This window comes from Tateyamaria sp. LSS28 (assembly GCF_059611725.1).
On record NZ_JCAPFI010000006.1, the window covers coordinates 68,580 to 94,241 of the forward strand.

23 protein-coding genes are annotated in these 25,662 nt (G+C 60.5%); 11 read left to right on the plus strand and 12 right to left on the minus strand.

Annotation, left to right across the window (positions count from 1 at the left end):
- Positions 1-48: 48 nt before the first annotated feature.
- Positions 49-564: a hypothetical protein gene (locus AC53L6_RS18145; RefSeq protein ID WP_299604184.1), complete on the minus strand. Its 516-nt coding sequence runs from the start codon at positions 562-564 to the stop codon at positions 49-51.
- A gap of 218 nt (positions 565-782) precedes the next feature.
- On the opposite strand from AC53L6_RS18145, the gene AC53L6_RS18150 reads away from it, so the two are divergent.
- Genes AC53L6_RS18150 through AC53L6_RS18160 form a run of 3 tightly spaced genes read left to right on the plus strand, consistent with a single transcriptional unit; the run spans position 783 to position 4,808 of the window.
- Positions 783-1,763: an ABC transporter permease gene (locus AC53L6_RS18150; RefSeq protein ID WP_299705331.1), complete on the plus strand. Its 981-nt coding sequence runs from the start codon at positions 783-785 to the stop codon at positions 1,761-1,763.
- Between the two features lies 1 nt (position 1,764).
- On the plus strand, positions 1,765-2,712 hold the full coding sequence (locus AC53L6_RS18155; protein ID WP_299747435.1) for an ABC transporter permease: 948 nt from the start codon (positions 1,765-1,767) through the stop codon (positions 2,710-2,712).
- Complete coding sequence (locus AC53L6_RS18160; RefSeq protein ID WP_496908858.1) at positions 2,712-4,808, plus strand: dipeptide ABC transporter ATP-binding protein; 2,097 nt, start codon at positions 2,712-2,714, stop codon at positions 4,806-4,808. Before AC53L6_RS18155 ends, AC53L6_RS18160 begins: the two co-directional genes overlap by 1 nt.
- 100 nt (positions 4,809-4,908) lie before the next feature.
- Here AC53L6_RS18160 and AC53L6_RS18165 read toward each other — a convergent pair whose 3' ends face one another.
- The 6 genes from AC53L6_RS18165 to AC53L6_RS18190 form a co-directional block, all read right to left on the minus strand.
- On the minus strand, positions 4,909-6,123 hold the full coding sequence (locus AC53L6_RS18165; protein ID WP_496908859.1) for an MFS transporter: 1,215 nt from the start codon (positions 6,121-6,123) through the stop codon (positions 4,909-4,911).
- A gap of 157 nt (positions 6,124-6,280) precedes the next feature.
- Positions 6,281-7,156, minus strand: a complete 876-nt coding sequence (locus AC53L6_RS18170) for a cupin domain-containing protein (protein ID WP_496908860.1) — start codon at positions 7,154-7,156, stop codon at positions 6,281-6,283.
- A gap of 4 nt (positions 7,157-7,160) precedes the next feature.
- Positions 7,161-8,255: a patatin-like phospholipase family protein gene (locus tag AC53L6_RS18175; protein ID WP_496908861.1), complete on the minus strand. Its 1,095-nt coding sequence runs from the start codon at positions 8,253-8,255 to the stop codon at positions 7,161-7,163.
- A gap of 11 nt (positions 8,256-8,266) precedes the next feature.
- Positions 8,267-9,043 carry a 3-hydroxybutyrate dehydrogenase gene (locus AC53L6_RS18180; RefSeq protein ID WP_496908862.1) on the minus strand — a complete coding sequence of 259 codons (777 nt, stop codon included), beginning with the start codon at positions 9,041-9,043 and terminating at the stop codon, positions 8,267-8,269.
- Between the two features lie 190 nt (positions 9,044-9,233).
- Complete coding sequence (locus tag AC53L6_RS18185) at positions 9,234-10,028, minus strand: N-acyl homoserine lactonase family protein (RefSeq protein ID WP_496908863.1); 795 nt, start codon at positions 10,026-10,028, stop codon at positions 9,234-9,236.
- On the minus strand, positions 10,025-10,318 hold the full coding sequence (locus tag AC53L6_RS18190; protein WP_299772946.1) for a putative quinol monooxygenase: 294 nt from the start codon (positions 10,316-10,318) through the stop codon (positions 10,025-10,027). Before AC53L6_RS18190 ends, AC53L6_RS18185 begins: the two co-directional genes overlap by 4 nt.
- Positions 10,319-10,450: 132 nt before the next feature.
- On the opposite strand from AC53L6_RS18190, the gene AC53L6_RS18195 reads away from it, so the two are divergent.
- Genes AC53L6_RS18195 through AC53L6_RS18205 form a run of 3 tightly spaced genes read left to right on the plus strand, consistent with a single transcriptional unit; the run spans position 10,451 to position 13,202 of the window.
- A complete protein-coding gene (locus AC53L6_RS18195) occupies positions 10,451-11,527 on the plus strand; it encodes an isocitrate/isopropylmalate dehydrogenase family protein (RefSeq protein ID WP_496908864.1) in 1,077 nt (358 codons plus the stop codon).
- A complete protein-coding gene (locus tag AC53L6_RS18200; protein ID WP_496908865.1) occupies positions 11,524-12,540 on the plus strand; it encodes a Gfo/Idh/MocA family protein in 1,017 nt (338 codons plus the stop codon). The genes AC53L6_RS18195 and AC53L6_RS18200 overlap by 4 nt, the downstream gene beginning before the upstream one ends.
- Entirely contained in the window at positions 12,540-13,202 is a 663-nt protein-coding gene (locus AC53L6_RS18205; protein ID WP_299772940.1) for a GntR family transcriptional regulator, read from the plus strand. The genes AC53L6_RS18200 and AC53L6_RS18205 overlap by 1 nt, the downstream gene beginning before the upstream one ends.
- 1 nt (position 13,203) lies before the next feature.
- Here AC53L6_RS18205 and AC53L6_RS18210 read toward each other — a convergent pair whose 3' ends face one another.
- The 4 genes from AC53L6_RS18210 to AC53L6_RS18225 all read right to left on the minus strand — a co-directional run bounded on the left by AC53L6_RS18210 (position 13,204) and on the right by AC53L6_RS18225 (position 17,401).
- Positions 13,204-13,983, minus strand: coding sequence for an IclR family transcriptional regulator (locus tag AC53L6_RS18210; RefSeq protein ID WP_496908866.1), 780 nt, complete (start codon positions 13,981-13,983; stop codon positions 13,204-13,206).
- Between the two features lie 12 nt (positions 13,984-13,995).
- The gene (locus tag AC53L6_RS18215; protein WP_299210162.1) at positions 13,996-15,354 is read right to left on the minus strand and encodes a TRAP transporter large permease; all 1,359 of its coding nucleotides are present in this window, start codon (positions 15,352-15,354) and stop codon (positions 13,996-13,998) included.
- Positions 15,351-16,022, minus strand: coding sequence for a TRAP transporter small permease (locus AC53L6_RS18220; protein WP_299604212.1), 672 nt, complete (start codon positions 16,020-16,022; stop codon positions 15,351-15,353). Before AC53L6_RS18220 ends, AC53L6_RS18215 begins: the two co-directional genes overlap by 4 nt.
- A gap of 146 nt (positions 16,023-16,168) precedes the next feature.
- Positions 16,169-17,401 carry a TRAP transporter substrate-binding protein gene (locus AC53L6_RS18225; RefSeq protein ID WP_299210166.1) on the minus strand — a complete coding sequence of 411 codons (1,233 nt, stop codon included), beginning with the start codon at positions 17,399-17,401 and terminating at the stop codon, positions 16,169-16,171.
- Positions 17,402-17,510: 109 nt separating this feature from the next.
- Between AC53L6_RS18225 and AC53L6_RS18230 the strand changes: the two genes are divergently transcribed.
- The gene (locus AC53L6_RS18230; protein WP_496908867.1) at positions 17,511-19,106 is read left to right on the plus strand and encodes a GMC family oxidoreductase; all 1,596 of its coding nucleotides are present in this window, start codon (positions 17,511-17,513) and stop codon (positions 19,104-19,106) included.
- Here the strand turns inward: AC53L6_RS18230 and AC53L6_RS18235 are convergent.
- Positions 19,103-20,116, minus strand: a complete 1,014-nt coding sequence (locus tag AC53L6_RS18235; RefSeq protein WP_299604218.1) for a LacI family transcriptional regulator — start codon at positions 20,114-20,116, stop codon at positions 19,103-19,105. The genes AC53L6_RS18230 and AC53L6_RS18235 overlap by 4 nt on opposite strands.
- A 275-nt stretch (positions 20,117-20,391) precedes the next feature.
- Between AC53L6_RS18235 and AC53L6_RS18240 the strand changes: the two genes are divergently transcribed.
- From AC53L6_RS18240 to AC53L6_RS18255, 4 genes are all read left to right on the plus strand, one after another.
- A complete protein-coding gene (locus AC53L6_RS18240) occupies positions 20,392-21,750 on the plus strand; it encodes an ABC transporter substrate-binding protein (RefSeq protein ID WP_496908868.1) in 1,359 nt (452 codons plus the stop codon).
- A 72-nt stretch (positions 21,751-21,822) separates the two neighbouring features.
- The gene (locus tag AC53L6_RS18245) at positions 21,823-23,055 is read left to right on the plus strand and encodes a carbohydrate ABC transporter permease (RefSeq protein ID WP_496908869.1); all 1,233 of its coding nucleotides are present in this window, start codon (positions 21,823-21,825) and stop codon (positions 23,053-23,055) included.
- 130 nt (positions 23,056-23,185) lie between these two features.
- Positions 23,186-24,400 carry a carbohydrate ABC transporter permease gene (locus AC53L6_RS18250; RefSeq protein ID WP_496908870.1) on the plus strand — a complete coding sequence of 405 codons (1,215 nt, stop codon included), beginning with the start codon at positions 23,186-23,188 and terminating at the stop codon, positions 24,398-24,400.
- 8 nt (positions 24,401-24,408) lie between these two features.
- Entirely contained in the window at positions 24,409-25,662 is a 1,254-nt protein-coding gene (locus AC53L6_RS18255) for an MGH1-like glycoside hydrolase domain-containing protein (protein ID WP_496908871.1), read from the plus strand.

Below are 25,662 nucleotides of genomic sequence, written 5' to 3' on the forward strand. Positions count from 1 at the left end.
AAGAATGGCCCATCCCGCAATCCGGGGTGGGCCTTTTCTTTTTACCGGTCAACAACTCAGTGCAAAGACCATGCCCCGCTCGTACCCATCGCGCACGTGATAGGTACCGTCCTTGAGCTGGCATGTCGTCTTGGATTGGGCCACCTGCCGTGCCTTTGCCGTCAGGTTGAAGCGCTGCGCCCCGACAGTGTGCGAGGCATTGTGCGCGACAATGAAGTTATGGGTATCAACCCGAACCTGACGAAACTTCAGCCGGTACTTGCCTAAAGTGACAAGTTCACTGTCGCCTTTCTCCCAGAAAGACGTGCGCGCACGGAAGGCATCCATCGCCGCCGAACGCTCACTGGTCGAACGCCCACGCTTGGCGTAGGATCTTGTTTGCTCTTGATAAAATGGCAGGTTCGAGGTTTGCGACGCAGGCACTTCGGCTGCAGGAGTCCGTTGCGCGGCGGTGATTGTTTGGGACGCGCCCGGCGTTGAAAACCCAACGCCCTTCTGCTGGGGCGCGGGGGCCCCGCAAGCTGAAACAACGCATAGTGCAGCAACAATGATCCGGGGGTTCACGGGATATCTCCATTCAAAGGGCCGTTCCCGCGAGAGTGGAATGCAAAACGGGCGAAGAAAGGGCAAAAGCAAGAAAAGATGCGCTCGCGGCATCAACCGTTGGCTGGCTGCTTCACCTGCGTGCAGAACGTGAAGTTCCTTCAAAAAACAATCCTGCCCGCGCGGTGCGCATGTCTGCGGTCCCTTGACCAGGCCCGCGCATCTTGCGAGACGGGGAAATGCTTTCCTTCATTCTCCAGCGTGTCGCCCAATCCGCCCTCGTTCTGTTGGTCGTGGGCCTTGTCGCCTTTTCCATGTTCCGCTTTGTCGGTGATCCCATCGACAATATGCTGGGACAGGAACGGACCATAGAGGATGTCGAGCGCCTGCGCGCACAGCTTGGTTTGGATCAACCCTTTGCCGTGCAGTACTATCGCTTCCTGGAAGGGGCAGTGCAGGGCAATTTCGGCGTCAGTTACCGGCAGGGCAGACCTGTGTCTGACATCCTGTTGGAGCGGGCGCCCGCAACATTGGAACTGGCCGCCGTCAGTGGCTTTCTGGCCATCTCCCTCGGCATCGCGCTTGGCGTCTTTACCGCCATCCGACGAAACGGGCTCTGGGCCAATGTGATCATGTCGGCATCCCTGATTGGCGTGTCCCTGCCCACCTTCCTCATAGGTATTCTGCTGATTTACCTGTTCTCGGTCGAACTGGGCTGGCTGCCCAGTTTCGGACGCGGCGAGACGGTCAAGATCGGCAATTGGACCACCGGATTCCTGACAGCCAGCGGGCTCAAAGCCCTCATTCTACCCTCGATCACCCTCGGCCTATACCAAATGACATTGATCATGCGCCTTGTCCGATCCGAGATGTTGGAAGTGCTGCGGCAAGACTACATCCGCTTCGCCCGCGCCCGTGGGCTCAAGGAACGGGCCATCAACTTCCGTCACGCGCTCAAGAACACGCTTGTGCCGGTGATCACGGTCACGGGCCTACAATTGGGCTCCATCATTGCCTTCGCCATCATCACCGAGACGGTGTTCCAATGGCCGGGCGTGGGCCTCCTGTTCATCAACGCGATCCAATTCGTCGATATCCCGGTCATGGCCGCCTACCTGATGCTGATTTCCGTCATGTTCGTGGGCATCAACCTGATCGTGGACCTGCTATACTTTGCCATCGACCCACGCCTGCGCGTGGACCGGGCGGGAGGACACTAAGATGACCGATACGGCCCAAACCCCGACCAAAGCGCCCACCCGCCTACAACGCTGGGCGGATTCGGATTTCTTCTACCTGTTCAAACGCTCCCCCGTCGCTATTGTCAGTTTCGCCGTGGCCCTGATTTTGGTCCTGAGCGCGGTCTTCGCCCCGCTCATCGCGCCTTACAATCCGTTTGATCCCGCCTCGCTCAACCTGATGAACGGCTTTTCCCGCCCTATGACGCCCAACGCCTTCACCGGTGACAGCTTCTGGCTGGGCACCGATGATCAGGGCCGCGACGTCTTCTCGACCATCCTCTACGGCATGCGTATCTCCCTGTTCGTCGGCGTCGCCGCCGTGTTGTTTGCGATGGTGCTTGGCATCTCGCTAGGCCTCATCGCGGGCTATGTCGGCGGCTGGACCGAAACGATCATCATGCGCATCGCAGACGTACAGCTGACCTTCCCCAGCATCCTTGTCGCCATGCTGATCTTCGGGATCGCCAAGGGTGTGACCCCGATCGAATACCGAGATCAGATGGCCATCTGGGTCCTGATCATCGCCATCGGCCTGTCAGACTGGGTCCAATTCGCCCGCGTCGTGCGCGGCGCCACACTGGTGGAAAAGAGCAAGGAATACGTGCAAGCCGCCCGCCTCATCGGCCGCAGCAGCCCCGCGATTATGGTCAAACACATCCTGCCCAACGTCCTGTCGCCCGTCTTGGTGATCGCCACAATCTCACTGGCCCTCGCCATCATCGCCGAAGCCACGCTCAGCTTCCTCGGCGTCGGCGCTCCACCCACACAGCCCTCCCTCGGCACCCTGATCCGCATCGGCCAAGGCTTCCTCTTCTCCGGCGAATGGTGGATCCTCTTCTTCCCCGCCTGCACGCTTCTCGCTCTGGCGCTCAGCGTCAACTTGCTGGGCGACTGGCTGCGCGACGCGCTGAACCCGAGGCTGCGGTGATGAGCGGTCTGCCTGACGACGACATCAAACGTCTGGAAACAGAACTCGGCACAACTTTGCCTGAGCAGATCAAAAACGCTTACAAAAGCTCAAACGGCAAGAAGGTCGATGGCGAATACCAAGCGCTATATCCATTCCAAGAAGGCCCAGAGGGGATCGTTTCATACAACGCGTTCATGAACGATCCGGAGCATTTTGACCTAAGGCCAAAGGATGCAGTTTTCTTTGGTGATGACGGCTGCGGCGGGTCTCTGTTCTTTTCAACCAAGGATCATTCGGCAGGTGTCTGGTACCCAGCAGACGGCGACTATGTTCATCAAAGATTTGAGACTGTCGAAGAACTTTGGAGCGATATCAACCAGCAAATAGAGAAAGCCGACCGCGCCTTGGACAGCCTCCTCAACATCTCCAACCTCTCGGTCCATTACCCCACCCGCAAAGGCACCTTCGTCGCCGTCAACGGTGCCGACCTGACCGTCGCCCCCGGTGAAATCCACGGGCTCGTGGGGGAATCCGGCGCGGGCAAATCCACCATTGGCGCCGCCGTCATGGGCCTGATCGACCCGCCGGGGCACATCGCCGACGGCACCGTCAGCTTCCGGGGCGAGGCGATCAGCGGCCGCGACGCGGCAGGCATGCGCGCTCTGCGCGGGGCCAAGATCTCCATGATCTTCCAGGACCCGCTCACGTCCCTCAACCCGCTCCTTACGGTCGAAGACCAGCTGACCGAAACCATCGAAGCCCACCTTAAACTCGGCGACAAAGCGGCCAAGGCCCGCGCCGTGGAACTGCTCGACCGCGTCGGCATCCCCGACCCTGCGGAACGGGTCAAGCAATACCCCCACCAGTTCTCGGGCGGAATGCGCCAGCGCGTGGTCATAGCGCTCGCCCTCTGCTCTGAGCCGGATGTCATCATCGCAGATGAACCCACGACCGCACTCGACGTCTCGATCCAGGCGCAAATCCTCGACCTGATCAAGGAACTCGCCCGCGAACGGCAAGTGGGCGTCATTCTCATAACCCACGACATGGGCGTGATCGCCGACACCACCGACCGCGTGACGGTGATGTACCAGGGCGCAGTGGTCGAAAGCGGCACCACAACCCAAGTCATGGGCGCCCCCGAACATGAGTACACCAAGTCGCTCATCGCCGCCGTGCCCCGCGCCACGCTCAAGGTCCACCGCTTCCCGCAACTGTCCTATGGCGGCCGCAGCACGAAGTTCGCCATCGAGGACCTCGCCCGCAACTGGCCCACCCCACCCAAATCCAAAACCGGCACACTGGTGCAGGTGGACGGGATCACCAAAACCTTCGTTCAGCGCGACTCCATCATCCCTGCCTGGCGCAAAATGTTCACAGCCGTGGACAAGGTCAGCTTCGACATCCGCGAGGGCGAAGTGTTCGGCCTTGTGGGCGAAAGCGGTTCGGGCAAATCCACCGTCGCCCGCATGATCGCCACGCTCTACGAAACGAACGGCGGCCATATCTATTTCGACGGCACCGACGTCACACAACTGGCCTCGCGCGAAGAACGCGACGCCTACCGCCGCCAAATCCAGATGATCTTCCAGGACCCGTTTTCCAGCCTCAACCCGCGTATGCGTGTGGACGCCATCGTGGCCGAACCGGTACTCCACCACAAACTGCTCGAAGGGCGCGCCGTGCAGGACCGCGTCGACGAACTGTTGGACCGCGTGGGCCTCGGTGCAGACGCAGGCCGGAAATACCCGCACGAATTCTCGGGCGGTCAACGCCAGCGTATCTCCATCGCCCGGGCGCTCGCCACACAACCACGCTTCCTGATCTGCGACGAACCCACCTCTGCGCTCGACGTGTCGATCCAGGCGCAGGTGCTCAACATCCTCAAGGATCTGCAGGAACATCTGGGCCTCACCATGCTATTCATCAGCCACGACCTACCCGTTGTCCGGCAAATGTGCGACCGCGTGGGTGTCATGCGGCAGGGCAAGATGGTCGAAGTGGCGGACACCGAACAGCTCTTCGCTGCCCCACAAGCAGAATACACCAAAGAACTCCTGCGCCTGATGCCCAAACTCGAAGGCCTCTCAACCGAAGGCCTCGAAAACGCCTGACACCTTCTTCTGACAAAAAATACGATCGGGGGAGTTCGAGGGGGCAGACAGCCCCCTCGTCAGCAAAAATGAATCGCGTGCGCGCCAGCGCGCCTTTGGATCAATGCCCTATCCTGAGCGACAAGGCCCAGGCCAGCGCGGTCAGCGCAAGCAGCACACCCACAGCAACACTCCAGCCCAACGCCGCAAACACCTGCCCAATGACAAAGGCCCCGGCAATCCCACCCAGATAATAGCTGGCCAAATACAACCCGTTGGCCGCCGCCTGATCATGCGTGGCAGTGCGCCCGACATATCCGGTGGCAACAGACTGGGCAAAGAACAACCCCGCCCCAACCAGCGCAAGGCCCAACAGAAACATCGCCAGAACAGGCGTCAGCAACAACACCAGCCCCACCAACGACACGGCAATCGCGCCGTGAAAGCTCGCCCGCGCGCCATACCGCGCGACGGATGCGGCCGCCAAGGGTGTCGTCAGGATCGCCGGAGCAAAGACGAAATACACCACCCCGATCATCGTCTGCGGCAGATCAAACGGGGCCTGAGCGAGAATGAAATTGGCATAGGTGAAGGTCGCCACAAACACGAACAACAGGATGAACCCGATCCCCACCATTGCCACCAGCTTGGCGTTCTTCAGATGATCCAACCACGCCTCGATGACCGAGGATCCGTCGGCAGTATCATGGCCACGGCTGTCCCGCCCCCCGATATAGAAATATGCAACCACAGCCCCTGTCAGGTTCAGCGCCGCAAAACCATAAAAGCTTTCGGCAAGGCCGAAATTCCCTGCAATCTCGGACGCCATAAGTCGCCCCAAAAGGTTCGACGCGACATTCCCCGTAATATAGGCGGCCATCGCCCCACCAACGGCGGTCAGCGAACACTCCTCGCTCAGATAGGTCAGCGTCAGGGTAAAGGCGGCAGACATGAACACGCCCTGCGCCACCCGCAGCAAGGTAAAGGTGGTCAAATCGTCGGTTGTCGCCAGCAGCATGGTCGGGATGCTCAGCAGCGCCAGACATATCCAGATCCCCCGCTTGCGATCGATCCGCCGGGCAAAGATGGCCACCACCAGCGAGGCAAACGCCATCCCGATGGTCGACGCATTGACGGCAAAGCCCATCGCCGCTGGCGACACGCCATAGGTCTCAACCAGCGTGGGCAGCAAAGCCTGCGAGCCAAAAAGGTCAATCAGCGTCAAAAAGGCGATCAGCGCAATCATAGTCGAGCGGCGGATCACCATACGGCGATCCTCCGGCGTCTTCTTGGCCAGCTCTTCGGCCATCCCGGTCATCTGGGCCGTCACAGCCATGACATATGTCTCCCGTGGCACATGTCCGGGCGCGACAACGCCCCGAAAACAAGGGTTAAAAAGTGGTTAGCGCGCCCTGCAAGCCATTGATAAGTAGTCATTTGATGTGTTTGTCCCCGCGGGGACAAACCACCGGACCGCGCCCCAACCCCCATATTTACTGTCCCGCGTGATGCGCTTGGACACCGACCTGCGGCACACCTTCGGTTTCCGCGATGGGCTCCACCACACCAAAGAACAGCACCGCCGGGGCATCACCCACGTTCTGCCAATAGGCCTGCGCGCCGCCGCCCAGATGTGTGCCCTCTTCAGCCGCCACAGTCACGGGCGCGTCGCTGTCGGACCGGTGCTCGGTCACCACCCCGTCCCACACCCAAACCTGCAACGGCTCACCTGCGGCCACAAAACTGGGCAGTACCCCGCCCGGCTCGATCACGGCGCGGTAGGCGGACAGGGCCAGACCATCCCCCTTCTCACCATCGTAGTGCCCTTCGATATCGACCAAGCCTAGCAACTCCAACACAGCCCCGGATTGATCCGGCAGGTCAAAGTCCTGTTGCGCGGGTGTGTCCGCAACCACCGCCTCACCCGGTGCATTGAACACATCAAAGGCGATCAAGCGCACATCCTCGGGCCCTTCGTTCAGCCACCAGTGGGTGACATCGCCCTCTTCCAGGCTCAGGCCTCCGGCGCTGTGCCTGATCCGCTCGGCCGCATCGCTGCGATACTCGAAAATCTCGCCGGTCAGGGTGAACACAATGGCCGGGCGGTCGGCGTGGCTGTGGATCGGCACGATGCCCGTGTCGCCCGAGATATTCCAGGACCGCGTGCGCAGGTTGTACCCGGCAATCTGACCCAGGCCCTCCTCAGCCAGCGGCGCGTTCGCAATGGGTTCGTTCGAGATATTGTTGGGCCCGGACGGCCCCTCCAACCCATTCAGGACGCGGGTCTTCACGCTGTCCAGGTCAAGGGCAAAGGCGGTCGTGCCGAGCGCCGCAATCGCGAGCCCGAGTGTAGCAGTTCGAAATGTCATAGGTTCATCCTTTTCTGGAGTTCAATTCGACCATGTTGCCCCCGTGGGGTGCCCCAAAGTCATCAAACATCGCACGCAGATCCAGCGTGCTTTCCTTCTCGATCTTGTCGAAGTTCCCGGTCAGCCAGCGGTCCGCATGTTCGCGTCCCAGGTCCCGCAAATGGATCAAAAACGCCCATTCGGAATTCAGCTTGGATGATGCATCAAGTGCCAGCATGTCGTCGCAACCGTCGATCATATGCATGTTCATCACGCGGTATTCGTTGTCAGACAGGGCGCCATCCTCAATCAGCCGGTGCACCAGATCAATCGTGCGCAGGTCACGCAGAAGCGAGGCGTTGAACGTGATCTCGTTCATGCGGTTCTGGATGTCCCGCGCGCGGCGCGGGGTGCCAGGACGTTTCAGCGGGTTGATCTGCACGATCACGATGTCCGAAGACGGCGAGTGGTCGATGAACGGAAACAGCACCGGGTTCCCCATGTAACCGCCATCCCAATAGGGCACGCCATCAATCTCGACCGCTTTGAACATGTTGGGCAGGCAGGCCGAGGCCATCACCACGTCCAACGTCACCTCGTGCCGGTGAAAGACACGCGCCCGTCCCGTTTCGACATTGGTCGCAGAGATATACAGCCCCATGTCATCGCATTTGGCGACCTTGTCGAAGTCGATGAAATCCTCAACCACGTCTCGCAATGGGTTCAGTCCCAAAGGGTTCAGGTCATACGGCGACGCCATCCGGCTCATCATGTCCATCATCACGTAACCGGGCGAGGCATCGAGCGACCAGGACCCCAGCATCATGTCGAGCGGCGTGCGCTTGATCGGGCTGCCCTGCCCCGCGCGGCTGACAGCGCGCCAGAAGTCTTCGAGCGCTTGCCGCGCCCCGGCTGCGCCCGCGTCGTACATTCCTTGCGTCGCAACCACTGCATTCATGGCCCCGGCAGAGGTGCCGCTGACCGCCTCGATCCACAGACGGTCCTCTTCGAACATCCGGTCAAGGACGCCCCAGGTGAAGGCCCCGTGCGATCCCCCGCCCTGAAGGGCGAGGTTGATGGATTTCTCGTGACGCTTTGCCCGTCCGTTGGTGACTGACATGACCCGGCCCCCTACTGCGCGACCCAACCGCCATCGACCGGCATCGCAATGCCGGTGACAGAGGCTGCGGCCTCGGAGGCGAGGAAGGTGCAGACGGCACCCAGTTGTTCGACGGTCACGAATTCCTTGGTGGGTTGGGCCGCCAGCAACACGTCGCGCTTCACCTCTTCCTCGGTGATCCCACGTGCCTTGGCAGTGTCGGGGATCTGCCCCTCGACCAGCGGGGTCAGCACATAGCCCGGGCAGACCGCGTTGACGGTGACACCGTGCTGCGCGGCCTCAAGGGCGACGGTCTTGGTCAAACCGACAATCCCATGCTTGGCCGTGACATAGGCTGACTTGTAGGGCGACGCGACAAGGCCGTGGGCCGAAGCCACGTTGATGACCCGCCCGAACCCACGCTCTTTCATCCCCGGCAGAGCGGCACGAATGGTGTGGAAGGCCGAGGACATGTTGATGGCGATGATTGCGTCCCATTTTTCCAACGGGAACTCTTCGACCGGGGCGACGTGTTGGATCCCCGCGTTGTTCACGAGGATATCGACAGCACCGAACTGCGCTTCGGTTGTCGCCACCAGATCGGCGATCTGGTCCGGTTTGGTCATGTCGGCACCGTGATAGGCGACCGTCCCCGCGGATTTGGCGTCAAGGTCCGCACGCGTCGCCTCAATCTCGGTCGCGTCGCCGAACCCGTTCAGCATGATGTTGAAGCCTTGGGCGGCGAAAGCCTCGGCAATGCCGAGCCCGATGCCGCTGGTTGATCCGGTGATGATGGCGGTGCGTGTCATGGGTGACCTCTCTGGACAATGCTGCGGCGCGGAAAGCCGTGATTGCCCAAGAGGTAGGGCCGCTTTGCATGTGCAGCAACTTTTTGGCGCTCACCTCTCTACCACGTGAGAAATGCCGCTAAGTGTTACTGCCGGAACCGGCTGCTTTCGCCGTTTTGCCTCATATTTGAGCGCAGGCGATGGCGCTTTGTTACAGTGTCGGGTCCTGCGTAGGTCCGACATCAAGCCGCGTGATGTGGTCAGCCATGGCGTTTGGAAAATACTGCCGCACCAAGGGATCATGACCGGGCACGACAAGCTTCCGCGCACTTGCAAGCCTTTGTATCGTGGCAAATCCGTCCAACATGTCCTGCATATCCACCACGATGGGAAAGGGTGTTCCAGTCAGGAAGTTGCCGTAGAAATGCGCGGCATCCGAGGCCAGCACCAACCACCCTGCCTGGGTGCGCACCCGCACAGCCTGCATCCCCTTCGTATGGCCGCCAATGCGGTGCACGGTAATGCCCTCGGCAATCTCGCTGTCACCATCGTGGAACGTCACCTTGCCGGAATAGAGCCGCTGCACCGCAGCGACGACATGTCCGACTGTGAAGGGTGCGCGGAGCGCGTCGTGACACATACACGGGCCGGTGGCATAGGCCATCTCGGCCGCTTGCAGGTGCAGTTTGGCATTGGGAAATAGGTGCAGACCGCCCGCGTGATCGAAATGCAGGTGGGTCACGATGATCTCTGTCACGTCCTCGGGGTTCAGGCCGAACGGCTTCAACGCCTCACCCGGATCAAGGCGGATGGGCCGCCCCCGCGCCTGCCCCTCGGCAGCGTCAAAGCCGGTGTCCACAAGGATCACCCGCCCCTCCCCTCGGATCAGCCAAATGTAGAAGTCGATGGGATCGGGGGCGTCGTGATTGTCGTCGAACATGTAATTGTCGCCACGCATACGCGCCGTCTGTTCAGCGTATTTGATGGCGTAGACTTCGTAGGTCATCTGTGGACCAACTCAAAGGTGTTCAGGGTCTTTTTCGCAACCATATCCGCGATCTTGGGACCGGTTTCGAGGTAGTGCGGCGTCTGTTGATGCGCCTCGAACGCCGCAAGGTCATCGTAGAGTTCATAGAGAAATACTGTGTCAGGCTGGCTGGGGTCTGTGCACACGTCAAAGTGCTGGCACCCGGGTTCGTCGTAGCGCGAGCGGCGCGCGTTGCGGATGATATGAGACAAGAACGTGTCCTGCGTTCCCGGTTTCAGGTCGAAGATGACGGTGACTGCATATGGCATGGGTGCCCCTTTTTCCGTGCCCTCCGCAGTGAATGCGGTCGGGTATTTGATAATTCATATATTAACGTATACATAATTGCATACGAGAAGCGAGTCGCTTTTCATCAGCCTATGCCGAAAGGGGCCCGCGCCATGCACAGAAGTTTTGATATCGCCGTGTTTCAAGGGGATGGCATTGGCCCCGAGATCATGGCCCCTACGGTTGAGCTGTTGGGAAGCTTGGCAGCGGGGTCTGGCTATGGCCTGAACTGGATCGACCTGCCTGCGGGGGCTGCGCATTATGCCAAGACCGGAGAGAGCCTGCCGCCCGCCTCAATGGAAGGGGCGCGAGCGGCCGACGCAATCCTGCTGTCCGCCATGGGACTGCCCAGCATCCGTTACCCCGATGGAACCGAGATTGCCCCGCAGATTGATCTGCGCAAGGCGTTGACCCTGTTTGCGGGCGTGCGCCCCGTCACCATTCGCCCCGGCCAACCAACCCCCTTGGCAACAGACAAGCCCGTGGATTTCGTGTTGATCCGTGAAAGCACCGAGGGGCTTTTTTATACGCAAGGCCGCGGTGAGGTTGAGGCCGACGAGGCGCGTGAGACGCTGCGCATCACGCGCGAGATTTCAGAGCCCCTGTTCCGCTTTGCCTTTGATATGGCCCACGCGCGTAAGGCGTCCGGGCAAGGGCCGGGCAAGGTGACCTGCGTGGATAAGGCCAACGTCTTCCGTGCCTTTGCCTTCTTCCGCGAGATGTTCGATGCCGAGGCCGCCAAGCATCCGGAGATCGAGGCCGATCATGCCTATGTCGATGCAACCGCCTTGTGGATGGTCGAGCGTCCGTGGTCCTTTGATGTCATGGTGACCGAGAACATGTTTGGCGACATCCTGTCCGATCTGGGGGCTGGTCTGATGGGCGGTCTTGGTTTGGCCCCGTCCGCCGACATCGGGGCACACCACGCGGTGTTCCAGCCGTGCCATGGCTCAGCCCCCGACATTGCGGGCCAAGGTGTGGCAAACCCGATGGCGATGATCCTGTCGGGCGCGATGATGCTGGAATGGCTGGCCAGTCGGCATGACATGCCTGTGATGGCGGCAGATGCCAAAAGTCTGCGCGAGGCGGTGGATACGGTGGTGTCCGAGGGCCGCGTACTGACCCGTGATCTGGGCGGAAGTGCCGGGACAGCGGAGGTCGCCGCTGCTGTAAAAGGAGCGTTGGCATGATCCGCGTGGCCTGCGTCGGCGCAGGCTATTTCAGCCAGTTTCACTATGGCAGCTGGACCCGCATGGATGGTGTCGCTTTGGTCGGAGCCTGCGATCTGGATAAGGCAAAAGCGCAGGCTACGGGCGCGCCTGCCTTTGACGATCTGGGCGAGATGCTGACCGAGGCAGCACCCGATCTGCTGGACATCATCCTACCCCCACCCGCCCATGCCGCCACCATTCGTGCGGCCCTGACAGCAGGGATCAAGTGGATCATCTGCCAAAAGCCGTTCTGCATGGATATCGATGAGGCGCGGTGCATCGTTGCCGAGGCAGAGGCAGCAGGCGCGCGATTGGTTGTGCACGAGAACTTCCGGTTTCAGCCATGGTATCGGGCGATCAAGGCGGAACTTGCAGCCGGGTCGATTGGGGATGTGCTGAACGCGACCTTTCGTCTGCGCCCGGGTGACGGTCAAGGGCCGGACGCCTATCTGGATCGCCAACCCTACTTCCAGCAGATGCCCCGTTTTTTAGTCCATGAAACAGCGGTGCATTGGGTGGATACCTTTGCCTATCTCTTTGGCCCCGCAAGCGCAGTCTATGCCGATCTGCGCCGCATCAATCCCGTGATCGCGGGCGAAGATGCGGGCCACGTGATCTTTGACCATGGGCCGGTGCGGGCGCTGTTTGATGGGAACCGGCATCTGGACCACGTGGCCGACAACCTGCGCCGGACCATGGGCGAGGCGTTGATCGAGGGGACACAGGGCATACTTGCATTGCACGGTGATGGATCTGTCACGCGGCGCGCCTTTGGCTTGTCAGAGGTCGAAACGATCCTCGGCCCGGACACATGGGACGGGTTTGGCGGGGATTGCGTCCACGCGCTGCAATCCCATGTGATCCGCGCAATGACGGAAGGCACGTCGCTTGAGAACACGGCCCGCGAGTACCTGCGGGTCATTGCGGTGAAGGATGCAATCTATGCTTCGGCCAAGGAGGGTCGAAAGGTCACTTTAGAAGAGGTGGAGTAATGGGGGCCATGAGTAATGTGGAACGGGCCGTATCGGCCCTGCGCCAGATGATCTTCGCCGGAGAGTTGCCGCCCGGGTCGGACCATCTTGAGAGCGAGCTGGCCGAACAGCTGGGTATGTCCCGCACGCCCGTGCGCGAGGCCGCGTTGATGTTGCAGGCGCAGGGGTTGGTTGAGATGCGCCCGCGCCGGGGCATTCGCATCAGCCCGGTGTCCGCCACCGACATGGCCGAGATTTATGACATTCTAACGGAATTGGAGAGCCTTGCCGCCGCCCGCGCCGCAGAGACGCAGTATTCCAAGTCGGACCTTGCCACACTGGCCACGGCCATCCGCGATATGGATGCCGCACTGGCGGCGGATGACCTGCGGGCCTGGGCCGAAGCAGATGACAGGTTCCACCGCGAGCTTGTCCGCCTGGGCCGCAATGCGCGGCTAAGCATGGTTGTGTCCGTGATGCGCGATCAGGTGCGCCGGGCCCGCGCCACCACCCTCTTCATGCGCCCCAAACCCAAACAGTCGAACGAGGATCACCGCATCGTCTATCAGGCCATCGCGCGTGGGGATGCGAAGACAGCACATGACACGCACCATGCCCACCGGCAGGCGGCGCGCGACATGCTGGTGGCGCTTCTTGAGAAGCACCAGTTTCACGGGCTGTAAGTTACGAGGTGTGCAGCCTGGTCAGCTCTTCCGCCCCACGGCGGAGCGCTGGCAGGAAATCGATCAGGTCACATAGGCTGCGGCGCTGGATCGGAGCGTGGGCGGACAACGTGGCCAGCAGCTTGCCCTGCCCGTCCCAGATCGGGACCGCGACGGCGGCCATGCCGGACATGAATTCCTCATTATCCGTCGAATAGCCGCGCATGCGCGTGGTTTCCAACTCGGCCTTGATGCTGTCGATGTCGACCAGCGTGCCTTCGGTATGCGCCTCCAGCGGGCGGGTCGTCAGAACTGTCCGCAGGATATGGGGGCGCAAGGTCGACAGGTACATCTTGCCCGATGCCGTGCAATGGAACGGCACCTGCGTGCCGATGGGCAGCTGAATGCGCAAGGGCCATTCGGTTTCGACCCGGTCGAGATAGGTCATCCCCTCGCGATCTGCCGTGGCAAGATTGCAGGTCTCGCCCACTTCCTCGGCAACGCTGCGCAGAATCGTCAAGCGCGCGGTCCGCAGATGTTCGGATGACATGGTGCTGACGGCCAAGGCCCGCAAGCGCGGGCCCGGTCCATAGCTGCGCCCATCAAGGTCGCGTTGCAGGAACCCCTCGGCCTCGGCCGTTTGAAGAAGTCGGTGCACGGTGGGTTTCGGCAGACCCAATGCATCGATCAGGTCTGTCGGTTTGACGGCCACCCCACGCTTGGCGACCTCCTCCATCACCATCAGCAGGCGCAGATTGGTGGGGATTTGGTGGTCCTTGCGGGGGCGGTGATCGTCAGGCATGGCTCTACGGCGTTATCTTTCTGGCAGTAGGAACAGCGCGAGCTCAGGTGTCAACGACACGATGATCCACACTGAAATCAGGGCGAAGAGATAGGGCACCGTATACCGCAGCAAGCGGAAGTAGGGAACGCCTGTTACGCCTGACGCCACGTAGAGGTTCAGACCATAGGGCGGTGTCACGAAGCCGATGGATGCACCGACAAGGAAGATCACAGCAAAGTGGACCGGATCGACGCCCACGCTCGCCGCAATCGGCGCAAGGATCGGCGCAAGAATGATCGTCACCGGCAAGGATTCCAGCACCATGCCGCAGATGAACACGATGCCCATCGCCGTAAACAGAATCGGGTAGTAGCCACCCATCGACGTCACGAAGTCGCCAATGACCTGCTGTGCGCCCAAAAGGGACAGGATCTGCTGCATCACAACAGAGATGGCGATCAGCGGCGCAAGAATGCCGGTGATCTGCGCCGAGCGCATCGTGATGCTCGGGATTTGCGGGATGGTGAACCCTTCGACGACCAACATCGACAGGGCCGATTTCTCGGACCAGTCCTTGGTCTGATCCATGCGGAACACCTTGGACACAACCCAGCTGACCAGGCCCGCAATGATCCCGAAGCCGACGGTCACACCCGCCGCCTCGGTGGGCGAGAACTTACCGGTATAGATGCCCCAGAGCACAAGACCGATGGCGAAGAAGCCAAGCCATGCGCCAAGCGCGGTCTTGAACACCCGGAACGGGCTGAGTGCGATCAGGTAGCCCCACCCGTTGCGCCAGCAGATGATGAAACAGGCCAGCATCATGCCGCCCACCATCAGGGCACCAGGAATGATACCCGCGACAAACAGGTCCGAGATCGGCAGGTTCATCAGGAAGCCGTAGACGATGAAGATGATCGAAGGCGGGATAATGATCCCCACCGTACCGCCCGCCGCCGCCGTGGCGGCCGAGAAGCGTTCGTCATAGCCACCTTTGACCATTTCCGGATGCAGCATCGAACCGATGGTGGCCGTGGTGGCCGAGTTCGAGCCCGAGATCGCAGCAAACAGGCCACACGCGCCAAGGGACGCCATGGCAAGACCGCCACGGATCCAGCCGAGGCAGGCATAGGCAAAGTCGGACAGGCGCCGCGCGATGCCAGAGCGGTTGATCAAGTCACCGGTCAGGATAAAGAGCGGCATGGCCAGAAGGGCGAAACCGTCGGTGAATACGTCCTGCAGGGCTGCACCCATGTTCAGAAGCTGCAGCTCAAGGACGAACGACATGCCGATCACCCAATAGGCGATGACAAGGAACACCGGCACGCCCATCATGAACAAGATGGTCACCGCGATGGAAATCAGAGTGATGAGTGTTGGATCGCTCATGCGTCACCTCCGATCACTGCGGCTTCAATCATTTCGTTGCCGTCGCGGTATTTCTTGAGATCAGCGGCGAGGTTTTCCATCACGCGTGCAGTCAAGAGGATGAATGCGATCGGCACGGTGCCAAGGAACCACCACTGCATCACGTTATCCGTGCCCAGCATGATGGCGAAGTTGGCGGCGGCACGCACAGTTTCCTGCGCGGTTGTCACGACCACGATCCAGGCGAAACCGAACCAGAGGATGGCGTCGAGAACCAGCAGGGCCATCTGTACTCCGCGTGGCGCCGCCTTGCGAAACTCGGCAAATGCGAGGTGTGTGCGCAGCTTAACGTTATAGCTGCATCCGACCCACGTCATGATGAGGAACAGGAACGGCGGCAGGGTCGTCGACCAAGCCGGTTGACCGCTCAGATAGAACCGCTGCACCACGCCCGCAAAGATGATGTAGCCGATCGCCAAATAGGCAACGACCATTACGGCAGGTTCGAAGTGGCGTTCGATGAATGGGACAGCACGGTAGAGCAGCGCAACCAAAGCGCCGCCCACGAAGGTGGCGATGAAGCCCAGTGGCCACATCCCGGCATTGCCGCGCAGCGCGGTCTGCAACTCGAATGAGTCGCCTGTCATCAGGGCGGAGATGATTTCTCCCATGCCCGCAATCAAGTCCATGCTGCACCTCCCTCGTGCCTGGCAAATCCGTTCCGGCATCTTGTCGCGTCAGGATACGGAAATCCATGCCGGTGTTACGCGACATGGATAGCTGCTTGGGCGATATACGCCCAAGCCATTGATTTTTTGAGAAATCCGTTTCCGGATTAACCGCGCCACCAGCGGCGGGGTTCGACGTTTTCGGCCAGGGTATGCGGGTTCTGGCGAACACCGTCGTAGATTTCCTGGTATGTGTCGATGCCACCGGCCCAACCGTTGATCCGCTCGCGCCACTGCTCCCACAGCTGCGGTTGGAACTCGGGCGAGCACTGCTCTTCCGCTTTCTTGATCTCTGCGTCGGACAGTGCGGCGACACGCACGTTGTTCTGAGCAAAGATGGTGTCCGGACCCTGGTGGGGGTGCGAGAAACCAACAGTGTTGACCAGCGCGGCTTCGTTTGCGGCCTGGACGTGCACCTGTGTCAGGTAGGACGATTCCATAACTGCATCCTGCAGCTCACCGCCAAGACCGTCGAAGGTTTGCGCGTTCATCGCGGTGTGTTCCGTACCGCAGAAGAAGCGCAGGTCCACACATTGGCTGACCACGGGCGACATGTTGGCGTAGGCCACGGCCGATGCCCAAGTTTCGGCACCATCAATCAGGCCCTGCTTCAGACCATCAAGGGTTTCTTCCCAAGCGACCGGCACTGGGTTCAGACCCAGCGCGTCCATCGCGATACGGCCAAGCTGTGTGCCCGTGACGCGGTTCTTGGTGCCGCGCAGAACGTCGATGTTGTCGACTGTGGGCTTGTCTTCCCACGACAGACCCAACTGGATGCCGCGCAGTTCAGCGTGCGTGAACAGGAACTTCAGGCCGTGGCGCTTTTCAAACGGGTCACGCAGGATGCGCTGGCTGTCCGGGCTGTACATGAAGTGGTACTGGTCGGCCCGGCTGCGGAACATGTACGCATAGTCGAGAACGTTCAGATAGGGCGCACCACCGGCCGAGTTCTGGGTCGAGGCGGCATAGATGTCGACGATGCCCTGTTGCGCTTTCTCAACGCAGGACAGCTGGCCACAGATCTGGTTGTTGCCGATGAACTCAACGCGAATCTCACCATCGGTGCGCTCTTCGAGATCGCGCGCGAATTCGAGACAACCGGCACGCTCGATCAGCAGGTTCTGCTGGTTGAAGCCGGCCGCACCGAATTTCAGCGTGTGCTTGGGCTCTTTCGAGAACCGTTTGTCGTATGTTGATTCCGCGGCGGCCGCCAGATTGGCAACACTCATCGCACCACCAAAGCTACCCGCTGCAAGCAGCGTGGAGCTGAGGCCGTAACGACCAGCCACACGGAACAGATCGCGGCGCGAAATGCCCGCGAGGTTTTTCCCAAGTTTCATGCAATCCTCCCTGATACACATTATTGAGACGTTTTATCTCAGAAAAGGCTAGCGCAGCTTGAACAATCTGCCTAGTCTTTTTTTGACTTTAAGTAAGGGAGGGGTCGTTTTGGAAGCCGATTATGTCATCGTGGGTGCCGGAAGTGCCGGCTGCGTGATCGCGAATCGTCTCAGCGCGGACCCAAACACCAAGGTTGTGCTGCTTGAAGCGGGCGGCCGGGATTGGAACCCGTGGATTCATATTCCGGTCGGGTATTTCAAAACCATTCACAACCCAAACGTGGACTGGTGCTACAAGACCGAGCCCGATCCGGGCCTGAACGGTCGCTCCATCGAATGGCCCCGCGGCAAGGTGCTGGGCGGGTCGTCGTCCCTCAACGGATTGCTCTATGTCCGGGGGCAACCGCAGGACTATGACCGCTGGGCACAGATGGGCAATCGCGGCTGGGCGTGGGATGATGTCCTGCCCCTGTTCAAGCGGTCCGAGAAGAACGAGCGCGGCGCTGACGACTTCCACGGCGATCAGGGCAACCTGTCGGTTTCCAACATGCGCATCCAGCGCCCGATCACCGATGCGTGGGTCGCTGCGGCCCAGTCAGCGGGCTACAAATTTAACCCCGACTACAACGGCGTTGATCAGGAAGGTGTTGGATTCTTTCAATTAACTGCGCGCAACGGGCGGCGCTGTTCGTCTGCCGTGGCGTTCCTGAACCCGGTCCGCAGCCGCGAGAACCTCAACATCGTGACCCATGCTCAGGTCGAGAAAATCGAGCTGGACGGAACCAAGGTGACCGGTGTGTCCTACCGTGACCGCAGCGGTACGTGGCAGACTGTCAAAGCCCGCAAAGAGGTCATCCTGTCGGGCGGTTCCATCAACTCTCCGCAGCTTTTGATGCTCTCCGGAATTGGGGAAGCGGCACAGTTGCAAGAACACGGGATCGACGTGGTTGTCGACCTGCCGGGCGTCGGCAAAAACATGCAGGATCACCTGCAGGCGCGGCTGGTCTACAAGTGCAACGAACCCACCCTGAATGACGAGGTGTCGAGCCTGTTCGGACAGGCCAAGATCGGCCTCAAATACCTGATGTTCCGGGCCGGTCCGATGACCATGGCAGCAAGCCTTGCCACCGGCTTTATGAAGACCCGGGACGACCTCGAGACCCCCGACATTCAGTTCCACGTCCAGCCCCTTTCTGCAGAAAATCCCGGCAAGGGTGCTGACCCATTTTCGGCCTTCACCATGTCCGTTTGCCAGCTGCGGCCCGAATCGAAGGGAGAGATTCGGTTGGTCAGCAAGGACGGACGCACCTATCCGAAGATCATTCCGAACTACCTCAGCACCGAAACGGACTGCCGGACAGTGGTTGAAGGGGTCAATATTGCGCGACGCATTGCCCGCCATGCCCCTCTGACATCCAAGATTTCGGAAGAATACCGCCCACATGCGGACCTGCCGATGGATGATTACGATGCCACGCTGGACTGGGCGCGCAGCAATACTGCGTCAATCTATCACCCAACCGGGACCTGCAAAATGGGTCAGGACAAGGCGGCGGTGGTCGATGAACAGTTGCGTGTACGCGGGATTACAGGCCTGCGCGTGGCCGATTGTTCGATCATGCCTGAGATTGTCAGCGGCAACACCAACGCCCCCGCCATCATGATCGGTGAAAAGGCATCGGATCTGATCCTCGGAACTGCCTAACTGCTGCGCCACATCGGCTCTGGTTCATGCAACGTCTGCAATTGATCGACCGGCACACCTGACACCCGGTCGATCAACAGACGCGCCAGTTCGCGGCCAGTGGCCACCAGGTCTTCGGTTACCGTATCAATCTGCGGGTAAAGCGTTGGCAGAATCGGCGTTGTCTGACGACAGATCAGATCATAGTCGCGGCCCAGCACCTGCCCCTGATCGGCCATCCCGCCCATCAGCGCCAGTGTGGCCAGTTCATTGTTGCTGATGATCGCGTCAAATGGGTCACTGCGCTGCGCGAGCGTCTGCCCGAACTCCCGGGCTGTATCGGTGGAAATCAGAATACCCGTTTCGGTCGCGACCTCTCCGGTCATGCCATGCCGGGCCAGCGCCCGGTGAAATCCGCCCGTGATCTTGGCAAAATTGGTCGTCGCGTCGTCTTCGGCGACCAGGACAAAGCGTTTGCGCCTGCGCTCAATCAACCGCTCGACCGCCATCTCGACATAGCGTTCGGCATGGAAGTCGTGAAACGCATGGGCCGCGTAGAATTCAGTTCGCCCATGCGACACGAACGGGAAATCGGCATCAATCAGCATCTGGACCCGCGGGTCGCGCGCGCTGGTGTGGGTCAGGATGATACCGTCAGAAGTCCGATTCTGCAGAACATAGCGCACCGATTCTTCGGGTGTGGCCCCTTGCAGGTCGGGAATAACATTCAAATGGTACTTGGTGCCGGACAAATGCGCCCCGATCCCTTCGATCATCTGGCGTGTGTAGTCGATCGTGTTCTTGGCCGGCGACAGAACCAGCGTCAGCACGTTGGTCTGCCCCGTACGCAGACGTACGCCTGCGCGGTTGGGCACATAGCCAACCTCGGCAGCCGCAGCGGCAATCTTGTCCCGTGTTTCCTTTTTCAAACGCGACCCATCGCGCAACGACAAAGACACGGTCGACAGGCTAAGGCCCGTGATCTCGGCGATTGTCTTGAGCGTCGGCGGTTTGCGGGTCGGGTCGGCCATGGCCTGCTTTGCGGTTTAGGTCAGTGAACACTGTGATTATCAGAACAGGAGGCGCCATGTCGATCAACACCGAATCGGATTGCATCGTTGCAATTTCTGTGCCGTTACCTTCGCCGCAATGCGGCAAAATAATGATATTTATTGAATTTTTTCGAAAGCAGTGCAGCAAAAATAATTGTTGCATCGTTGCAATTATCTGCGACCATTTATGGCAGGTTCCGTTCGGATGCTGCGCAAGCGACCGGATCAAAAGACTACCAATGGGAGGACACCACATGTACACAACCAAAGGTCTGATGGCCCGATTGGCCACCGGCACCGCGTTAAGCCTTGTGCTGGGCGCAAACGCTGCGATGGCCCAAGACATCCGTTTCTGGACCACAGAGGAACAACCGGAACGCCTTGCCAAGCAACAGGAAATGGCGGCCCAATTCGAAGAAGCCACGGGCAACAGCGTCGAAGTGATCCCGGTCTCGGAGACCGAGCTGGGCACGCGCACCACGGCCGCCTTTGCTGCCGGTGACCTGCCGGACGTCATCTACCACCCGCTTCAGTACGCCCTGCCGTGGGCCGAAGCGGGTATTCTGGACACGGAAGCTGCGACTGATGTGGTGGACGGCTTGGGCCGCGACACATTCGCATCCGGCCCGCTTGCGATGGCAGATTATGATGGCGACATCGCATCAGTGCCCGTGGATGGCTGGACGCAGATGATCGTCTACCGCGCCGACCTGTTTGCCGAAAAAGGGCTGGAGCCGCCCAACACATTTGCGAACGTTCAGGCCGCGCTGGAAGCGCTGCACAACCCGCCGGAGATGTATGGGTTTGTCGCTGCCACCAAGGTGGACGAGAATTTCATGTCCCAAGTGCTGGAGCATGTCTTCCTCGCCAACGGTGTCAGCCCCGTCGGCGACGATGGTTTCAAGGAACTGGATGCAGCGGCCACAACGGAAGTGCTGGATTTCTACAAGGCCATCGCCAAAGCCTCGCCCCCGGGAGAGCTGTTCTGGAAGCAATCGCGCGAGATCTACTTCGCGGGCGATGCAGCCATGATCATCTGGTCACCCTTCATCCTGGATGAACTGGCCGGTCTGCGCGACAGTGCCGCCCCCACCATCAACGACGACCCCACGACCAAGGAACTGGCGGCCAAAACCGGCATCGTGACCAACTTTGCAGGTCCGTCGAACCCGGATGGCGCGGCCTGGGGTGATGTACGGTACTTTGGCATTACCAACGATGCGGATACTGAAATCGCTCAGGCCTTTGTCGAGTTCTCGATGAACGACGGCTACATGCAGACGCTGTCCATCGCGGCCGAGGGCAAGTTCCCCGTCCGCACCGGCACCGCGGATGAGCCTGGCAAGTTTTCGGCCGCATGGTCGGAAATCCCGGTGGGTGTAGACCGCAAGGCGCCCATGAAGGATCTCTATGCCGCCGAGATGCTGGACGAGATCGTGGGTGGTCTGAAAGTCGCCCAGCGCTGGGGCGTCGAAGAAGGGCAGCTCGCGCTGGCGTCCAAGATGATCAACAGCCAGGCGATCAACCGCATCGTGCGTCAGTACATCGATGAAGAGATCGACGCCGCTGCCGCGATTGCGGCGATGAACAGCGAGCTGTCTTCGATCAACTAAGCCCTCCCATAGGCTGCGAGGGGGCGGATCGCCCCGCCCTCTCACCCTGAACCCCTCAGTCCGAGACATCCCATGACGGTCCCTACTCCACCGACCACCCGTGGTGCGCTTGAGCGCCGCGAGGCGCGGCTGGCCTGGTCGCTCTTGCTGCCCACGATCACCATCGTGAGCCTTGTGATCATCCTGCCGCTGCTGGCGATCTTCTGGATCAGCTTCAAACCCGTGGGGCTGGCCGACCTGCGGCCCGTGGCCCCCGTGATCCGCGAAAGTCTGCGCGAGCGATCAGGCGAAATGGTGATCGAATATCGCGTCCGCAACTCCTCCCAGCAGAAAGAGATTGTGGGACTGGGGTTCACCGACACGCTGCATGACGGTGTGACGCCGGGGGCACTGCCCGAGCAGTGTTCGGTCGAGGGTGGCGCGCTGCGCTGCGACTTTGGCGATGTAGAAGGCGGATTCAACGAGCGCATCCGCATTCCGGTCACACTGGATGGGGATCTCGAGACGCTCGAAGCCATTGTCGAAGGGACCGAACCCTCAGGTTATGGTGTCGGCGACAACATCCTGACAAACTCCGAGTTCACGCTTGAGAATTTCGCGCGTATTTTTGACGGAGACGAGTTCTGGTCCGTCCTGTGGGCAACGGTTTTCTATACAGTCTTCGGCACCATCGGTGCGCTGGTTGTCGGGCTGTTTGCCGCGCTGCTGCTGAACAAATCGTTCCGGGGCAAGGGCGTGCTGCGCGGTCTCTACCTATTTCCCTACGTGTCTCCGATCATCGCTGTGGCTTTCACCTGGGTCACGCTTCTTGATCCGTTTTCCGGCTCGCTGAACGCGCTTTTGATCCAGATGGGCGTGGTCGATAGCCCCATCAACTTCTTCGGCCAGCGCCCGCTTGCCCTGATCATGGTCACGGTGTTCGAGATCTGGCGCTATTTCCCGCTGTCCTTCCTGTTCATCCTCGCGCGGATGCAATCCATCGACACCGATATGTACGAAGCTGCCGACATGGATGGCGCGTCACCCTTCCAGAAGTTCTGGTACCTGTCGCTGCCCATGCTCTTGGGTATCCTGTCAGTCCTGTTCCTGCTGCGCTTCATCTGGACCTTCAACAAATTCGACGACATTTTCCTGCTGACGGGCGGCAATGCGGGCACGCGCACGCTGACCGTGAACGTCTATGAACAAGCCTTCGCCATCTCGAATATCGGGGCGGGTGCGGCTGTGGCTGTGGTGATCTTTGCCACGCTCCTCGCGTTCAGCTTTTTCTTCTTCAAGTACATTTCTCAGGAGGAAGGGCTGTGATGGGAACCACAAAACAAGTTTGTGGCACGCCTGCGGCGGGCGGGGAGCGCGCGCTACGCGCGCAAGGGCTCTGCCCTTCGGCCTGCGGCCTCATCCCGAAGTTTATCTGGCAAAGTGAAGGAGGATCGGCATGAGCAGTCTGCGTCAAGGCGCGGTGACCGGGGCCGTCATCGGTTTGTTCTGGGCCTTTGTCATCGCCGTCACGGTGTCTGTTACCTTGTCCTTTGCTTCTGGCCTTGGGTTTCGGCCCGGCAGTCTGGGGTGCCTGATCCTTGGGTTGGGCGGCGGCATGGCAAGCATCTACTTGCGCGATGCACGACTGGTTATGAGTGGCTTCATCCTGCTCTGCGTTGTGCTGATGTTCACGCCACTGTCGCCGATCCTGTTTCAAGAGAACGTCCCGGTTCTGTGGCAGCTTATGGCCGTCGTCTCCTTTGGTCTGTTCATGATCTGGCCCCTGACCCTCATGCTGGTCGAGGCGCATCCCGGTCCGCTCACCCGACATGCGTTTGAGGATGCGGTGATCCGGTTCCTGACCGGGTTCGGCTACATCGTCTTTACCGCCGCCGTGCTGATCCCCTTCTACGTGATGGTGATGACCAGCCTGAAATCGCAGCAGGCCCTGCTTAGGAACCCGCTCGATTTCTCCATCGAACTGAGCCGCGGTTGGGACCTGTTTCGCAGCTACATCGAGTTGTTCGGCCAGTTCAATTTCGGCAGTTACCTCTGGACCAGCTTCTATGTCTCGGTCCTGACGGTGCTGATCACGCTGCTGTTCTCTGTCCCCGGTGCATATGCCGTGGCGCGCCTGCGGTTCCAGGGCCGGGCGGCCTTTTCGCGGTCGATCCTGCTGATCTACATGGTGCCGATGATCGTGCTGGCGCTGCCGATCTATATCGCCTTTTCCATGACGGGCCTGCGCAACACCATTCCGGGCCTCTTGATGATCTACCCCGTCACGACGATCCCCGTGGCGCTCTATATGCTGCAGGGTTATTTCCGCGGTCTGCCGGGCGAGGTCGAGGAAGCGGGCCTTATGGACGGGCTGAACCGCCTGCAAGTGATCTGGAAGATCACGTTGCCCCTGTCGCTTCCTGCGATGGTGTCGGTGTCGCTTTATGTCTTCATGATCGCCTGGAACGAATTCCTGCTGGCCTTCATGCTGCTGGACGACCCGTCGAAATTCACGCTGACGCGTGGCGTCGCGATGCTGAACTCTTCTGAAATTCCACGCCAGCACCTGATGGCAGGTGCCGTGATCGCGACCATTCCGATCATGGCCCTGTTCCTGGGGCTGGAACGGTTCATGACGAAAGGGCTGACCGCCGGGTCGGTAAAGGGATGATGCGAGACATGACGTCCACAGACATGCGCGACGAGGAAGCGCGCGAAATCCTGAAGCGGAATGACAGGGGCGGATATACGATCCCGACATCCGGCCTCTATCCCTACCAGTGGAATTGGGACAGCGCCTTTGCCGCCGTGGGCTTTGCCGAGTTCGACATCGACCGCGCCTGGGCCGAGATCGAGACGCTGTTTTCCGGGCAATGGGACAACGGCATGGTGCCCCATATCCTGTTCCATGTGCCGGACGAAGGGTATTTCCCGAACCACGATGTGTGGCAGGGCACGGGGCCGATCCCGTCGTCGGGCATCAGCCAGCCGCCCGTGGCCGCGACCATGGCGCGGATGGTGCTGAACAAGGATGCCGGTTTTGGTCGTGACCGCGTGGCCGTCCTTTATCCCAAGATGGTGGCGTGGCATCGCTGGTTCATGGACTGGCGGCTGGATCAGGGGGCCGTCTGCGTCACCCATCCTTGGGAGGCAGGCCGCGACAACGCCCCCGATTGGGATGCCGCGATGGCAGCCATTACGCCCGATGGCGTGGGGGAATACACCCGTCGTGACACGACCCATGTGGACAGTTCCATGCGGCCCACGAAGTACGATTACGACCGCTACATCTGGCTGGTGCAGCGCGGTGCGCGGATGGGCTGGGACGAAGCGGCGATGCTGGATGGCACACCCTTCCGTGTGGCCGATCCTACGATGACATTCATCCTGCTGCGCGCCACCCGCGACCTGATCACCATTGGCGAAATGCTGGGCGAGGACGTTACAGAACTGCAGAGCTGGGTTACCACGCTTGAAGCGGGGGCGCAGACACTTTGGAACCCCAAACTGGCCTGCTTCGACGGGCGCGATGTTGTGAGCGGCAGCTGGGCCGGATCGATATCCAACGCATCCTTCCTCTGCTGGTATGCAGGCATCGATCACCTCGATATGCGCACCCGTCTGGCGGAAGTGATGGCGCTTTCGAAGTACGGCGTGCCATCGCTTACGCCGGATGACGCACGCTTTGACGGCAAGCGCTATTGGCGTGGACCCGTTTGGGCCATCATGAATTTGATGATCGCCGAGGGCCTTATGGACTTCGACCTGCCCCAGGGCGCGACGCTGCGCGCCAACACGGCAGACTTGATTGCCGAACATGGCTTTGCCGAATATTTCGACCCGCGCGACGGCTCCCCCGCAGGCGGCAGCACGTTTACATGGACCGCAGCCGTCTGGCTGGCCTGGGCCTCTCCCACCATTCAAGGAACGTAA